The organism is Pseudomonas sp. NPDC077408, from assembly GCF_050269105.1.
Lineage (GTDB): Bacteria > Pseudomonadota > Gammaproteobacteria > Pseudomonadales > Pseudomonadaceae > Stutzerimonas.
Window position 1 is genome coordinate 69,292 of sequence record NZ_JBNNHS010000006.1, and the last position, 13,055, is coordinate 82,346.

13 protein-coding genes, 2 tRNA genes and 1 other RNA gene are annotated in these 13,055 nt (G+C 61.2%); 7 read left to right on the forward strand and 9 right to left on the reverse strand.

Translation table 11 applies throughout. The features are described 5' to 3' along the window. Nucleotides 1-19 precede the first annotated feature (19 nt). Nucleotides 20-95, forward strand: a tRNA-Glu gene (locus tag ACQKEK_RS15930). 6 nt (nt 96-101) lie between these two features. After that, nucleotides 102-177, forward strand: a tRNA-Gly gene (locus ACQKEK_RS15935). Nucleotides 178-368: 191 nt separating this feature from the next. Here ACQKEK_RS15935 and ACQKEK_RS15940 read toward each other — a convergent pair. After that, nucleotides 369-659 (reverse strand): metal-sensing transcriptional repressor, encoded by a 291-nt coding sequence (locus ACQKEK_RS15940; RefSeq protein WP_045431704.1) that lies wholly within the window; start codon nt 657-659, stop codon nt 369-371. A gap of 339 nt (nt 660-998) precedes the next feature. Here ACQKEK_RS15940 and ACQKEK_RS15945 point away from each other — a divergent pair, with 339 nt between their 5' ends. Genes ACQKEK_RS15945 through ACQKEK_RS15955 form a run of 3 tightly spaced genes read left to right on the forward strand, consistent with a single transcriptional unit; the run spans nt 999 to nt 2,069 of the window. Beyond that, nucleotides 999-1,433 carry a YeeE/YedE family protein gene (locus ACQKEK_RS15945; protein WP_499143731.1) on the forward strand — a complete coding sequence of 145 codons (435 nt, stop codon included), beginning with the start codon at nt 999-1,001 and terminating at the stop codon, nt 1,431-1,433. A 2-nt stretch (nt 1,434-1,435) separates the two neighbouring features. Next, complete coding sequence (locus ACQKEK_RS15950; RefSeq protein WP_499143732.1) at nt 1,436-1,855, forward strand: DUF6691 family protein; 420 nt, start codon at nt 1,436-1,438, stop codon at nt 1,853-1,855. 13 nt (nt 1,856-1,868) lie between these two features. Next, entirely contained in the window at nt 1,869-2,069 is a 201-nt protein-coding gene (locus tag ACQKEK_RS15955; protein WP_045425862.1) for a YgaP family membrane protein, read from the forward strand. A gap of 82 nt (nt 2,070-2,151) precedes the next feature. On the opposite strand, the gene ACQKEK_RS15960 is transcribed toward ACQKEK_RS15955, so the two are convergent. The 7 genes from ACQKEK_RS15960 to ACQKEK_RS15990 all read right to left on the reverse strand — a co-directional run bounded on the left by ACQKEK_RS15960 (nt 2,152) and on the right by ACQKEK_RS15990 (nt 10,255). Then, nucleotides 2,152-2,532, reverse strand: coding sequence for a rhodanese-like domain-containing protein (locus tag ACQKEK_RS15960; protein WP_499143733.1), 381 nt, complete (start codon nt 2,530-2,532; stop codon nt 2,152-2,154). Nucleotides 2,533-2,552: 20 nt separating this feature from the next. Next, nucleotides 2,553-4,304, reverse strand: coding sequence for a SulP family inorganic anion transporter (locus tag ACQKEK_RS15965; RefSeq protein WP_499143734.1), 1,752 nt, complete (start codon nt 4,302-4,304; stop codon nt 2,553-2,555). Then, on the reverse strand, nt 4,301-6,052 hold the full coding sequence (locus tag ACQKEK_RS15970) for a bifunctional protein tyrosine phosphatase family protein/NAD(P)/FAD-dependent oxidoreductase (protein ID WP_499143735.1): 1,752 nt from the start codon (nt 6,050-6,052) through the stop codon (nt 4,301-4,303). Before ACQKEK_RS15970 ends, ACQKEK_RS15965 begins: the two co-directional genes overlap by 4 nt. Nucleotides 6,053-6,074: 22 nt before the next feature. Continuing rightward, entirely contained in the window at nt 6,075-6,938 is an 864-nt protein-coding gene (locus ACQKEK_RS15975; protein ID WP_499143736.1) for an MBL fold metallo-hydrolase, read from the reverse strand. A gap of 182 nt (nt 6,939-7,120) precedes the next feature. After that, a complete protein-coding gene (locus ACQKEK_RS15980) occupies nt 7,121-7,852 on the reverse strand; it encodes an ABC transporter ATP-binding protein (RefSeq protein WP_499143737.1) in 732 nt (243 codons plus the stop codon). Then, entirely contained in the window at nt 7,845-9,065 is a 1,221-nt protein-coding gene (locus ACQKEK_RS15985) for an ABC transporter permease (protein ID WP_499143738.1), read from the reverse strand. Before ACQKEK_RS15985 ends, ACQKEK_RS15980 begins: the two co-directional genes overlap by 8 nt. A gap of 5 nt (nt 9,066-9,070) precedes the next feature. Beyond that, nucleotides 9,071-10,255 carry an efflux RND transporter periplasmic adaptor subunit gene (locus ACQKEK_RS15990; protein WP_128119132.1) on the reverse strand — a complete coding sequence of 395 codons (1,185 nt, stop codon included), beginning with the start codon at nt 10,253-10,255 and terminating at the stop codon, nt 9,071-9,073. 242 nt (nt 10,256-10,497) lie between these two features. Between ACQKEK_RS15990 and ACQKEK_RS15995 the strand changes: the two genes are divergently transcribed. Further along, a complete protein-coding gene (locus ACQKEK_RS15995; RefSeq protein ID WP_128119133.1) occupies nt 10,498-11,427 on the forward strand; it encodes a ZIP family metal transporter in 930 nt (309 codons plus the stop codon). Nucleotides 11,428-11,508: 81 nt separating this feature from the next. Here the strand turns inward: ACQKEK_RS15995 and ACQKEK_RS16000 are convergent, their stop codons facing one another. Next, complete coding sequence (locus tag ACQKEK_RS16000; RefSeq protein ID WP_128119134.1) at nt 11,509-12,495, reverse strand: NAD(P)/FAD-dependent oxidoreductase; 987 nt, start codon at nt 12,493-12,495, stop codon at nt 11,509-11,511. Between the two features lie 302 nt (nt 12,496-12,797). Between ACQKEK_RS16000 and ffs the strand changes: the two genes are divergently transcribed. Continuing rightward, an RNA gene (ffs, locus tag ACQKEK_RS16005) (signal recognition particle sRNA small type) lies at nt 12,798-12,894 on the forward strand. The last annotated feature ends 161 nt before the right edge of the window (nt 12,895-13,055 follow it).

Here is a 13,055-nt window from a genome sequence, read left to right on the forward strand (position 1 = left end):
GCAGTAGCTTCCGGGCAGCGTCCCCTTCGTCTAGTGGCCTAGGACACCGCCCTTTCACGGCGGTAACAGGGGTTCGAGTCCCCTAGGGGACGCCATTATTTGCGGGAATAGCTCAGTTGGTAGAGCACGACCTTGCCAAGGTCGGGGTCGCGAGTTCGAGTCTCGTTTCCCGCTCCAAATTTGCTCCGAGTCTTTTTGAAAGATATCGAAGCGCTAAAAAAGCGACCCAAAGGGTCGCTTTTTTCGTTTCTGGACCCTCGTTTATCCGCTTGCCGCTGCGGATATCTGGATGGTCCGGGTAGTCGCCTTCTGACGTTTCTTCGAAGGTTTTGGCTATTTCACAGACGCCACTTCGCGCACCTTTCTGTTCAGGTGTACTTGGTAAAAATGCTGCGCACGCGCGCCAGTGTCTCGCCAGTGTCCTGGGCCTGATCGTGCATAGCCTCTTCAATCAGGCAAGTCAGCATCAGCCGATAGGCCTTGTCCAATGCGCTGCGAGCGGCAGAAAACTGCTGGGCTATCGATTCGCAGTCCTCGCCGCGTTTGATCATGGCCTGGATGCCCCGCACCTGTCCTTCAACCCTCGCCAGCCGTTTCAGCATGGCCTGCTGTTGATCCTGTAACTGTACAGATTCGGTAGGGGTTGTCTGGTCATTCATGCTGATACCTGGCGTCACGAAAAGGGCGTCTGCTGACATGCTCGGTCACCGGGGCGGTCAGTGAGCCTTGCATACCGGTAGGGGCATGCTATCGATGCCACCGCTTACGGCCAACTTCTTTCGGTTTATGCTGCATAACAATATATTGATAAATATATTGTTATGCGATTAACTATGTTCATTGATGGCCGCCAAGCTGGATAAGTCTGTGGCGCTGTTGCGAACACTCCTCGGCATCCGGCATCCGGCATCCGGCATCAGGCTCGTCGCAGGGTGGGGCTTCGGTGGTGTCGGCCATGCCATCTCCCATTGCCACTTGTTTCGGAAAATGGATCAGCTATGACGATCGATTGGGGCAACTTCACTCCTTGGACCGCGCTGGCCGGCGGCGTGCTGATTGGTGCGGCGGCCGGGCTGTTCGTTCTGCTCAATGGCCGTATCGCCGGTATCAGCGGTCTGCTCGCCAGCCTGCTGGAGCGCGATGCTGAGGGGCGGGGGGAAAAGCTGGTGTTCATTCTTGGCGTGTTGCTGGCGCCGTTGTTGTGGGTGTCGTTTACCTCCTTACCAGCCTTGGAGTTTCAGTCGGGTTGGCTTGGGCTAGGAGTGGCTGGGTTGCTGGTCGGCATCGGTACTCGTTATGGCTCCGGTTGCACCAGTGGCCATGGAGTGTGCGGCATCTCCCGGCTGTCCCCGCGCTCGATCGTGGCGACCCTGACCTTCATGGCAGCCGGTTTCGCTACCGTCTTTGTCCTTCGTCATCTTCTCAGGGGCTGACTATGCGTAAGCTGACCTCGTTTGCCGCCGGCCTGCTATTCGGGCTGGGGTTGTTGCTGTCGGGCATGGCCAACCCAGCCAAGGTGATTGGCTTTCTTGATCTGTTCGGCGCCTGGGATCCGTCGCTGGCGATGGTCATGGTCGGAGCGATCGGGACTGCGCTGGTGCCCTTCAGCCTGGCCAAGGCGCGCCAGCGCTCGTTGCTTGACGCACCGATGCAGTTACCCAGCAAACGCGAGCTCGACGGGCGTCTGATCGGCGGCAGTCTGATATTCGGTATTGGCTGGGGCATTGCCGGTATTTGTCCGGGCCCGGCGATCGCCGTGTTGCTCAGCGGTCACTGGCAGGTGCTCTTGTTTGTCCTTGCCATGCTCGGCGGGATGTTGCTGTTCTCCGCGCTGGAAAGCCGGCGCGCTTGCTGACCTGGAGGTCATTATGAAAGCCAACATCGGAACCATTGACCGCACACTGCGGATTGTCATCGGCCTAGCGCTAATCGGCCTTACTCTAGCTGGCATGATTGGCGTCTGGGGCTGGATTGGTCTGCTACCTCTGGCCACGGGCCTTTTCCGCTTTTGCCCGGCCTATACGCTGCTCGGTATCAAGACTTGCAAGGCGTGCAGTACCAAGCCCTGACAAGGATGCGAGGGCAGGCTCCCAGCAGAAGACCGACGTTGACGTCGGTTTTCTGCTTTATGGACATGCTGGAGTTGCGGGGTTACTCAAAGCTCGGCAGGCTCGGTTTCGCTACCGGCTTGCCGGCTTCGGTCCAGGCATCGAAACCGCCAGCGATCGATTTCACGTGCAGATAGCCCATGTCCTGTAACGATGCAGCTGACAGCGCTGCGCGGCCACTGGTCTTGCAGTAGAGCACGATGTTCATGTCTCGTGCGCTCAGCTCGGGTGTACCGCTTAGCTTGAATTCCAACAGGCCACGCGGAATGTTCGTGGCGCCGTTGATATGGCCTTCGCGATACTCATCAGCTTCGCGTACATCGATCACAATATCCGCCGCCTGGATTGCCGCTTCGGCATCGCCTAGGGGTATTTCCTGGATACGGGTCCGGGCCTGTTCGACGAGGTCGTGTGCATTTTTCATCTACGGTCTCCCATGCTGGTTCAGTTGCAACGCTGCCGTTCAAGTGCGTGTCGAGTGGTCTGTGAATCCAGTGCGAGCAGCGCTTCGTACTGGCTGATGAACACCTGCCCGCCGAAGTGTTCGAGGAAATCGGTGCGGCGCAGCCGGTCCATCACGGGGCCCTTCACTTCGGAGAGGTGAAGTTGGACGCCAGCAGTGTGAAGACGTGCGGAGATGGCTTCGAGGCTTTCCAGCGCGCTGGCATCTATCAGATTGACGCCGGGACACATCAGCACGAGATGCTCGGCGTGTGGGTATTGGCCCAACAGCTCGGCAATGCGCTCCTCGAGAAACCGCGCGTTGGGAAAATAGAGGCTTTCATCGACCCGCACCGAAAGCACCCTGGGGCTCTGTACCACGGCGAAACGCTCGATGTTGCGAAAGTGCTCGCTGCCGGGGAGCTGTCCTACGACCGCAATATGCGGTTGGCTGGTTCTCCAGAGAAACAGCAGCAATGATAGGCCCACGCCCATGATGATGCCGGTCTCGACGCCGATCAGCAGTACGCCGAGCATGGTGGCAGCCATGGCGGCGGCATCCTGGCGGGAATACCGCCAAGTGCGGGTGAGCGCGGTGAGATCCACCAGGCTGAGTACGGCCACGATGATGGTGGCGGCCAACACAGCATGTGGCAGGTTGTGAAATAGCGGTGTGAAAAACAATACCGTCACGCCGATGCCGACTGCTGTTAGCGCACCAGCCAGTGGCGTCTGTGCACCGGCATCGAAGTTAACCACCGAGCGGGCGAAACCGCCGGTGACCGGAAAACCTCCGCTCAGCGCCGCGGCTATATTGGCACCACCCAGGGCGACTAGCTCCTGATTGGGTTCGATGCGTTCGCGGCGTTTGGCGGCCAGGGTTTGTGCCACCGAGACCGACTCGACGAAGCCAACCAGGCTGATCAGCACTGCCGCAGGCAGAAGCTGAGCAATAAGGGCCAGGTCTAGCGGTGGCAGGCTCAATGATGGAAGCCCCTGGGGCACTTCGCCGACCACTCGAACCCCCGCAGCGGCGAGCTGAAAGCCGCTGACCGCCGCTATCGCCAGGAGCAGGGCAACGACCGGCCCGATTTTGGTCAGCGTGCCAGCGGTGCGGGCGTTCATGCCAAGCCGTTGCAGCCAGCGGCCCAGGCGGCTGCGCACTAAAAACAGGAAAACCAGACTGCTGGTGCCGATGGCGAGTGTGGGCACGTGCGTTTCTGGCAGGCCTTGGATCAATCCTCGTAGCAGCTGCAGCGCGTTGTCACCAGTGACTGAGATGCCGAGAATGTGCTTGAGCTGACCGAGGGCAATCAGTATGCCCGAGGCGCTGATGAAGCCGGAGATCACCGGATGGCTAAGGAAATTGGCGAGGAAACCCAGCCGTAGTACCGCCATGGCCAGCAGGGTCGCGCCGGACATCAGTGCCAGCAGCAGTGCTGCGCCTGCATACGCGGCGCTGCCGGATGCGAACAAAGGGCCGAGGGCGGCAGCCGTCATCAGCGATACCACGGCGACGGGGCCGACCGCCAAAGTGCGGCTGGTGCCGAAAAGCGTGTATGCAATCAGCGGCAGGATACTGGCGTACAGGCCTGTCACCGGTGGCAGGCCTGCAAGCATTGCGTAGGCCAGGCTCTGCGGGATCAGCATGAGCGTTACGATCAGCGCGGCCAGGCTGTCCTTGGCCGCAGCGGCCTTGTCATACTGTTTCCCCCATTCCAGACACGGTAGGTGGCGGGCGAGCCGCTGCATCATCCCTTCTTCTCCTGAGTAAAATCACAGGCGTTGAGCGCCTCGGCCGGCCGCGGCTCGAAGTCCAGATGTTTCGGTTCGGCCAGCCATTCATGGCCCTTGAGCATCATGTCGAAGTAGATCGACGGCATCCACCGTGTCTTCAGTTTCCAGGCCAGGCGCCGGGGCACCCTGGGGTCAAGGGGGAAAGTCGGCAACAGTTTGCCGCCGTATCCAAACTCGGCGAGGATCACTTTGCCAAACTCGACCGTTAAAGGGCAGGAGCCATAGCCGTCATAGATGGCTTGCGGTCCCTTGCCCCTGAGCACGCTCAGTACGTTCTCCGCCACAACCGGTGCTTGCTTGCGCACCGCTGCAGCAGTCTTCGCGTTTGGTGCAGAGCAGACGTCACCGAGACTGAAGATATTGCCGAAGCGGGGGTGGCGAAGGGTTTCATGCTCGGCTTCGAACCAGCCATCGGCGTTGCTCAGTGGGCTTTGGCGAATGAAATCGGGGGCATGCTGCGGCGGCACGACGTGCAGCAGGTCGAACTCACGTTCGACCGTGCTGCTCTGGCCGGCTCCGTCGGTCACCTTGAACCAGGCTTTACGCGCCGGACCGTCGACTGCAATCAGGTTGTTATTGAAGTTGAGCATTGCGCCGTAACGTTCCACGTAGCGCATCAGGCCAGGCACGAACTCGGCGACGCCGAACAGCACCGCCCCAGCTGAGCAGAAGTCCACCTGTATGTCCTTCAGCACGCTTCCCTTGAGCCAGTGGTCGCAGGATAGGTACATGGCCTTCTGCGGTGCGCCGGCACACTTGATGGGCATAGGAGGCTGAGTGAACAGGGCTCTGCCATGGCGCAGATGCTGTACTAGCTGCCAAGTGTAAGGCGCCAGCTCGAAGGCGTAATTGGACGTCACGCCGAACTTTCCGAGACTGTCACGCACACCTTCGATAGCGTCCCAGTCGAGGCTCAGGCCCGGACAGACCACCAGCGAGCGGTAACCGATGCGGCTGCCGTCCTCGAGCACCACCTGCTGATGCTCCGGATCGAAGGCCTCCACCGCTGCGCGAATCCACTGTGCCTTTGTCGGGATACAACGGCTCATGGCGCGTTCGGTGTTGGCGCGATCGAACACGCCGGCACCGACCAGCGTCCAGCCCGGCTGATAGTAATGCTGTTCCCGTGGTTCGATGATTGCGATGCGCAGGTCGGGGTCGCGCTTGAGCAAACTGGCCGTCACGGCGCAGCCTGCCGCTCCGCCGCCGACTACCAGCACGTCATAACGTGGCGTGGCGGCGAACGTGGGAGTAGGGCTCAGCGGCGGTCCGCCCGCTGCATATTGCCAGTACTGCTCCAGGCGCGGTCGCAGGGCAGTCAAATCGTAATCAGCCTGTCGAGCGGTTTGGATGAGTTCATCAGGGGCCAGATGATGAGCCTCGGCCAACGCCCAGAGAGATGCTGAACGGGTGCCGGTCCGGCAGAACGCCAACACGGGGCCTTTGACCCGCTCCAGAAGCGCGCGAAAGGCTGCGACATCGGTATCGCTGATCTGCCCGGAAACTACCGGAAGATGGTGGTATTCAAGCCCTGATTGCTCGGCCGCAGCGCGTATAGCATTGCTGGACGGCTGGCCTTCGCCCTCGTTGTCCGGACGGTTGTTGATGACGCAGCGAAAGCCGCTTCCCGCCAGCAGGGCCATATCGGCCGGATCCAGCTGGGCGGCCACCGAGATGAAGGGGGTCAGGCGTTTTAGGGTTTGCATATGACGTCCTCCACACAGGCAGTTACAGCGCGTCCAAGGGGATCTTCAAATAGCGAGTACCGTTGCTTTCAGGCGCTGGCAGCTCACCGCCACGCATGTTGATCTGCACCGACGGCAGAATCAGCGTGGGCATCGCCAGGGTGGCGTCGCGCGCGGTACGCATGGCGACGAACTCGTCCTCGCTGGTGCCGCTGTGTACGTGGATGTTGTGCTCACGTTCGGCTGCAATGCTGGTCTCGTAGCGGAACTCTTCGCGACCCGGTGCCTTGTAGTCGTGGCACATGAACACCCGGGTCTCGGCTGGTAGCGTGAACAGTTTCTGGATCGACTGGTATAGCGTCCGCGCATTTCCACCGGGGAAGTCGCAGCGCGCGGTGCCGTAATCGGGCATGAACAGCGTGTCGCCGACGAACGCGGCGTCGCCGATCACATAGGTCATGCAGGCTGGCGTGTGGCCTGGCGTATGAATCGCCCGCGCCTGGATGTGACCAACTTGAAAAACATCACCGTCGTGGAAGAGATGATCGAACTGACGGCCATCCGTGGCGAACTCGCTGCCTGCGTTGAACAGGGTGCCAAAGGTGTCCTGTACTACGGTGATCTGATCACCGATCGCTAACGTCCCACCCAGCTGCTGTTTTAGGTACGGCGCGGCGCTCAGGTGGTCAGCATGCACATGGGTTTCGAGCAACCATTGCACTTTCAGGTCGTGTTCGCGCACGTAGTCGACCAACCGCTCAGCCCCGGCATGCGAGGTGCGGCCCGACGCCGGATCGTAATCCAGCACCGAGTCAATCAGCGCACACTGACGCGTTTCTGGGTCGCTGACTACATAACTGTACGTAAAGGTCGCGGGATCGAAGAACGCTTCAACACGGGCATTCATGGCTTGCTCCTTCGCTTGGCTTGATACGGGTGGGGGTATGCCTGGAAGGATCTTAGCGCTAGATACGGTTATATGTTTAGATTTAATAGTTATTAAGCGGGGCGAGCCAATTCTGCCGGTAATTCAAGGCGAAGCTGAGTCCGCTGACGAGAGTTTTGGCCGGGTTGGGCGGGGGTGAAGGATCAGCGTGTTTCGGTGCGGGATTGGTCGCTGACGATACGGCCATCAACCAACTGAATGGTTCGCGCACAGTCGGCGGCCAGTCGCGGATCATGGGTCACAACCAGTACGGCGCAACCAAACTGGACATTAATACGGTGGAACAGCTCGAACACGCTTTGCGCGGTGCGAGTGTCGAGATTCCCGGTCGGCTCGTCAGCCAGCAGCAGCGGAGGGCGGGTTATCAGCGCGCGGGCAATGGCGACCCTTTGTTGCTGACCGCCGGATATTTGCGTGGGTTTCTTGTCGGCGAACGCGTCGAGCCCGACTTCCTTCAACAGACTGCGGGCCAGGTCGATATCCGCACTCGAGGGCCTGCCACGTCGGATCATCAATGGCATCAGCACATTCTCCAGTACGCTGAATGCCGAAATCAGATGGTGAAACTGAAACACGAAACCGATGGCCTGGTTGCGCAGACGCGTGCGGGTTTCATCATCGCTGTTGCGAGTGGCCTGGCCGAGCAGATAAAGCTCGCCTGAGCTGGGCGCGTCGAGCAGCCCGATCAGGTTGAGCAGGGTGCTTTTGCCGGAGCCGGATGGTCCGATGAGCGCGGTCAGCTCACCGCGGCACAGACGTAAGTCAATGCCGTGCAGCACTTCCGTTTCCAGAGGTGTTCCTAAGTTGAATGCTTTGCGTACCTGTTCGAGACGCAGTACTTCTTCGACGTTCTGGCTGGCAGCGGATTCAGACATAGCGGATCGCCACGGCAGGGTCGTAACGCGCTGCTCGGCGTGCCGGCATGGCGGCGGCCAATACGCCGGTAACCGTTGCGACCAGCATTGCCAGTGGTACCAGCGTGGGGTCGACCGGTATGAAAAACAGGCGTGGTCCAGCCAGATTGAAGACCTGTACCAGACCCCAGCCGACGGCGCCCCCACAAGCCGAGCCGAGCAAACCGAGCAAGCCCCCTTGCAGCAGGAACACGCGGAGTATCTGCCCACGCGGGCTGCCCATCGCCCGCAGGATGCCGATCTCGCGGGTGCGTTGGACGACGCTAACGGCCAACACGCTGGCGATGCCAAAGGCAACGGAAATCCCGACAAAGATGCGGATCATCTCAGTGGTCATGCTTTGCGAACTGAGCGCGTTGAGCAGCTGACCGTTGGTTTCCATCCAACTTTCGGCACGCAGGCCGGTCAGGCGGGCCAGTCGTTTGGCGATGCGGTCGGCTTCGAAGATTTCACCGACGGTGGTGTCGATGACAGTGACGCCTCCAGCCAGGTCGAGCAGCGTCTGGGTTTGCTTTAGGTCGAGGTATACATAGCGCGCATCCAGCTCGCGCACGCCTAGTTCGAAGATCCCGGCGATGTCGACCACCGCCTCGCGGCCTTCGCCGGCGTCTAGCTTTAGCTTGTCACCGATGCCAAGGCCCAGGTCGCGGGCGAGTTCCTTGCCAATCACTGCATTGCCGGCGCCGACGATGAACTGGCCGGCGATCAGGTCATCGGTCAGTGGGATGATCTGCTGATAACGCACCGGGTCGATGCCGAGCAGCGCGACGGATGCACGTGCGACGCCGCGTCGGGCGATAGCCGGACCGCTGATGACTGGCGACACGGCAAGCACCTGCGGATCTTCATCGAGCACGTCGCGTATGTCCTGCCAGTTAATGATCGAGCGCAGGCGCTGCGCTCGTGGACTCTCCAGTACTAACGACCAGCTGCCATCGTCGGCAGGGAGAATGCGGTTGACCTCATCGGGCGGCAGGATACGGATATGCGCCTGGGTGCCCAGGGTCCGTTCGATGACGTTGGCCTGCAACCCAGTAATCAATGCGGTGATGAACACGATGACGGCAGAGCCGACAGCAATGCCGAAGATGATCAGAAGCGACTGCATGCGGTTGTCCAGGAGGAAGCGCAGGGCAATCAACCATTCCGTCCAGAGTGAATCCATCAGGCGCACGGCAGTCAATCCTGGATGCCGCGAGGCATCGGTTGCTCACGAACTCGCACGCGCTGGCCAGCTTCGGCATCGCCAGCGAGCACCAAGTCGCCAGCTGTCAGGCCCTCGACCACCTCGCTCAGTGCAGTACCCAGCAGGCCCAGGCGAACATCGACGCGCTCGACCACACCGGCGTTTACCCGTAGCACCTGAGCGCGAGTGCCATTGCGGGCGAGCAGGGCATCGTTGGGTAACACCAGCGCCTGCTCACGGCGGCCGGTCTCGATGTTCACCGATACCGTCATGCCCTGACGCAAGAAATCGGCTGGCCCCTGCAGGTCGAGGTGGACATCGATGGTGCCGCGAGTCGTATCGACACTCGGCGCGATGAAGCTGACCCGTGCTTGCAGCACCCGTTCGGGATAAGCATCAGCGACGACTTTGGCTGCCTGGCCGAGCTCGACTGGTGCCAGGTTCTTCTCGTCCAGAGGCAGGAGGATTTCGCTGCTGCCGGAGCGCGCGATAGTCAGCAGCGTGCGGCCCGGCTGGACCAAATCACCGGGTTCGACGTCGCGTGTCTGTACGATGCCCTCCACCTGCGCTTGGATGCGCGTTTTCGCCAGCGCCGCGCGTGCTGCTTCCAGGCGCTGGCGCTGCACCTGCTCTTCACTACCGCCCGCGGCCAGCGCTGCAGCGGCGAACCGTGCACGATCACGCACAGCGCGCGCCGTCAGTTCCGCGCGGCGCGCCTGTTCAAGCGGTTCGGAAGCCAGCAACTTGCGGTCGAACAGTACTTGCCGGCGTTTCAGCTCGCGGTTTGCCTGCTCGAAGTTGTGTTGGGTCTCGCGTGCTGATGCTTCTGCCTGCGGGCGAGTGGAGTCGATCAGTTGCTGCAGGGCAGCTTCGGCTTCGCGCAAACGGGCACGCTGCTCGTCGTCGCGCAGCTCCAGCAGCAAGTCACCGGCTTTCACCGTGTCGCCTTCACGCACATGCCGCGTGGCAACGACGCCAGTGATCTCGCTGCCGATCTGGACCAGCGACTGGGTGTCCACCTCTCCACTGGCGACCACGCGTTGCACCAATGGCCGTGTTTCCAACCGGTAACCAGGCAGCTCGGGCCCTTGCAACTGACGCCACCCCAGCCAGCCTGCAATCAAAAGCAACACAATGAGTAATACAAACGCGCGGCGGATTGATTTGGCGGCAGGCAAAACGGACCACTCCCTGTGCGGCACATGACGACCATCGGACGCCACAAGCTTACGGACAATCACGCGTTATGGGTACAGCGCAGGTATCACTCGGCGGAGACAGCCCAACAGCGTTGAATCATCAGCAGGCTCTTGGGTTCAAACAGTGAGTCCCTTCGTAGTGCAGGACTATCACAGCCATAGCCTCGCCCTGAGAAGAGGCTGCGTACAATCAACCTTCCCGCTGTCAGGATTTGCTGATCATGGCGTCAACCGCTCAAAGCCCCGCTGCCACTTTACGCTCCGTCTGGCTCGCTCAGGCCCAGGCCAGTCCGTGGATTACCTTCAGTCTTGCCGCTGCCGCGGTGGTCGTGCTCTTACTGCTGGTGGCCGGTGGTGTCAACGCTTTCAATAATGAGTCCAGCAACGTTCGCTACGCCATACTGGGCGGGAGCGCGGGGTTCGTTGCCACCGCTGTTGGCGCTTTTCTGGCGATCGGCCTGCGTGATATCTCGACTCGCACCCAGGACAGCATGCTGGGTTTCGCAGCCGGGATGATGCTGGCAGCCAGCGCGTTCTCGTTGATCCTGCCGGGGCTGGAAGCCGGCCGTGAGCTGTTTGGCAATGGGCCCGCTGCAGCATTGACCGTCGTGGTCGGGCTTGGCCTTGGCGTTTTGCTGATGCTCGGGTTGGACCACTTCACACCGCATGAGCATGAGAGCACTGGACCCCGCGGCCCCGAATTCGCGCGGCTTAACCGAGTGTGGCTGTTCGTTCTCGCCATCGCCCTGCACAACATTCCAGAGGGCATGGCCATTGGCGTGAGTTTCGCCAATGGCGACTTGAGTGTCGGTCTGCCATTGACCACGGCGATCTCAATTCAGGACATCCCGGAGGGTCTTGCCGTTGCACTGGCGCTGCGCACGACGGGGCTTTCGGCGCGGGCCTCCGTGCTGATAGCGGCAGCCTCCGGGCTGATGGAACCCATCGGTGCGCTGGTTGGCATCGGCATGTCCAGCGGATTCGCCATTGCTTATCCGGTCAGTCTCGGCTTGGCTGCGGGCGCCATGATCTTCGTGGTGTCTCATGAAGTCATTCCTGAGACCCACCGCAACGGCCATCAGACGCCCGCCACGCTCGGGTTGATGCTGGGCTTCGCCGTGATGATGTTTCTGGACACCGCGCTGGGTTGAGCTCAGCTAGCGCCGAGCTGCCGCATTAAGGCAGCCCGGCGGATCTGATCGAGCAGGCGCAGGCGCAGGCGCAGGCTCTGCTTATAGATTTTCCAACAGCCGGCGGGCGGCTTCCTGACCGCTGAGCCAGGCACCTTCGACCCGGCCGGACAGGCACCAGTCACCGCATGCATACAGGCCCAGTCCGGCGTCGGCTAGCGCCGCCCACTCATGGGCCTGGGCCGGCCGGGCATACAGCCAGCGATGTGCCAGGGTGAACTCCGGTGCCGGCACTACGCAGTCGATCAGCTCAGCGAAAGCGCCGTGCAGGCGCTCGATCACCGCTTCCTTTGATAGATCGAGATGCTGGCGGCTCCAGTTGCTGGTGCCGTGCAGCACCCAGGTGTCGAATTCGCCGTCTCGCCCCGGTTTGCTGCGGTTGCGAGCTATCCAGTCCAGTGCATCGTCCTGAACGAAACAGCCTTCCACCTGGGTGCTCAACGGTGTGGCAAAGCCCAGCGAAACTGCCCATGTCGGTTCCATCGCGACACTTGCAGCAACGGCCGCGAGCTTGGGGGCGCTTGCTAGCAACGCGGCGGCCTGGGGAGCCGGAACCGCAACCACCACGTGGCTGAAGGGGCCATGGCTGGCGCCGGAGGCGTCGACGAGTGTCCAAAACTGCTCACCGCGAAACACCTCAGTGATGCGGCAGCTGAAGGTGACCGGCAGTTCGCCCAAGAGGCCGCGGGTGATTGCGCTCATGGTCGGCGTGCCGACCCAGCGCACTTGCTCGTCGGCAGAAGGCGTCAGCTGTCCGTCGCGAGCCTGGAAAAGGCTCGGTGACCACTGGTCGACCGAGCCCTCGGCGTGCCACTGACGCAGGGCGTCGGTAAAGCGGCGATCCCTGGCGGTGAAGTATTGCGCGCCCAGATCGAGCGAGCCTGCATCGCTGCGTTTACTGGCCATGCGGCCACCACTGCCGCGGCTCTTGTCGAACAGATGTACGGGCTGCCCGGCATCGTGAAGTGTACGGGCTGCGGAAAGGCCCGCGATCCCGGTACCGATGATGGCGATTGGAGCCTTGCTCATGATTACCTCGTATGCTGGTGCGATCAGCCGCACAAACGATTTGTTGCGGCATGATTTCATGACAAGCGTTCGATAGCGCTTAGCCTCCCCATCCTCGGACAGACGCCCGTCTTTGGCTAGAGGGTTTCGACGCAATGCGGTAAACAGCTCCCCGGTTTTCAGGGTTGCTGACCGACGGTTATGCTCCCGTCGAGTAGCGCATTCGGCCGGGAATCCGCTGTTCGTAGGCAGTGGTTGTAAGTTGCTGATAAGCCGGTACAATGGCGCCGCTCGCCGCCAGGCGGGTTTGTCATGGTGGGCCCTGCCGGTCCCCCCGCAACGATCAGCCGTGAACCCGGTCAGGCCCGGAAGGGAGCAGCCGCAGCGGTGACATTGTGTGCCGGGGTGTGGCTGGTAGGGTTCACCTCCATGACGATCTATATTCCCTCCCTCGATTGCCAAGCATCGGCTCCCTGCGAGTCCGAGCGAGTGCTCACGCCCATTTATCGAGATGAGGCGACATCTTCAGACTGCAGTGCTCGAAGAAACTAAAGCTCGCTTACAGCTAGCCAGTCGAGCGC

Excerpts from the sequence above, each read along its gene's own strand:
- ACQKEK_RS15940 (WP_045431704.1), bottom strand. The coding sequence starts at position 659 with ATGAATGACCAGACAACCCCTACCGAATCTGTACAGTTACAGGATCAA.
- ACQKEK_RS15950 (WP_499143732.1), top strand. The coding sequence starts at position 1,436 with ATGCGTAAGCTGACCTCGTTTGCCGCCGGCCTGCTATTCGGGCTGGGG.
- ACQKEK_RS15970 (WP_499143735.1), bottom strand. The coding sequence starts at position 6,052 with ATGCAAACCCTAAAACGCCTGACCCCCTTCATCTCGGTGGCCGCCCAG.
- ACQKEK_RS15960 (WP_499143733.1), bottom strand. The coding sequence starts at position 2,532 with ATGAAAAATGCACACGACCTCGTCGAACAGGCCCGGACCCGTATCCAG.
- ACQKEK_RS15955 (WP_045425862.1), top strand. The coding sequence starts at position 1,869 with ATGAAAGCCAACATCGGAACCATTGACCGCACACTGCGGATTGTCATC.
- ACQKEK_RS15980 (WP_499143737.1), bottom strand. The coding sequence starts at position 7,852 with ATGTCTGAATCCGCTGCCAGCCAGAACGTCGAAGAAGTACTGCGTCTC.
- ACQKEK_RS16000 (WP_128119134.1), bottom strand. The coding sequence starts at position 12,495 with ATGAGCAAGGCTCCAATCGCCATCATCGGTACCGGGATCGCGGGCCTT.
- ACQKEK_RS15995 (WP_128119133.1), top strand. The coding sequence starts at position 10,498 with ATGGCGTCAACCGCTCAAAGCCCCGCTGCCACTTTACGCTCCGTCTGG.
- ACQKEK_RS15975 (WP_499143736.1), bottom strand. The coding sequence starts at position 6,938 with ATGAATGCCCGTGTTGAAGCGTTCTTCGATCCCGCGACCTTTACGTAC.
- ACQKEK_RS15945 (WP_499143731.1), top strand. The coding sequence starts at position 999 with ATGACGATCGATTGGGGCAACTTCACTCCTTGGACCGCGCTGGCCGGC.
- ACQKEK_RS15965 (WP_499143734.1), bottom strand. The coding sequence starts at position 4,304 with ATGATGCAGCGGCTCGCCCGCCACCTACCGTGTCTGGAATGGGGGAAA.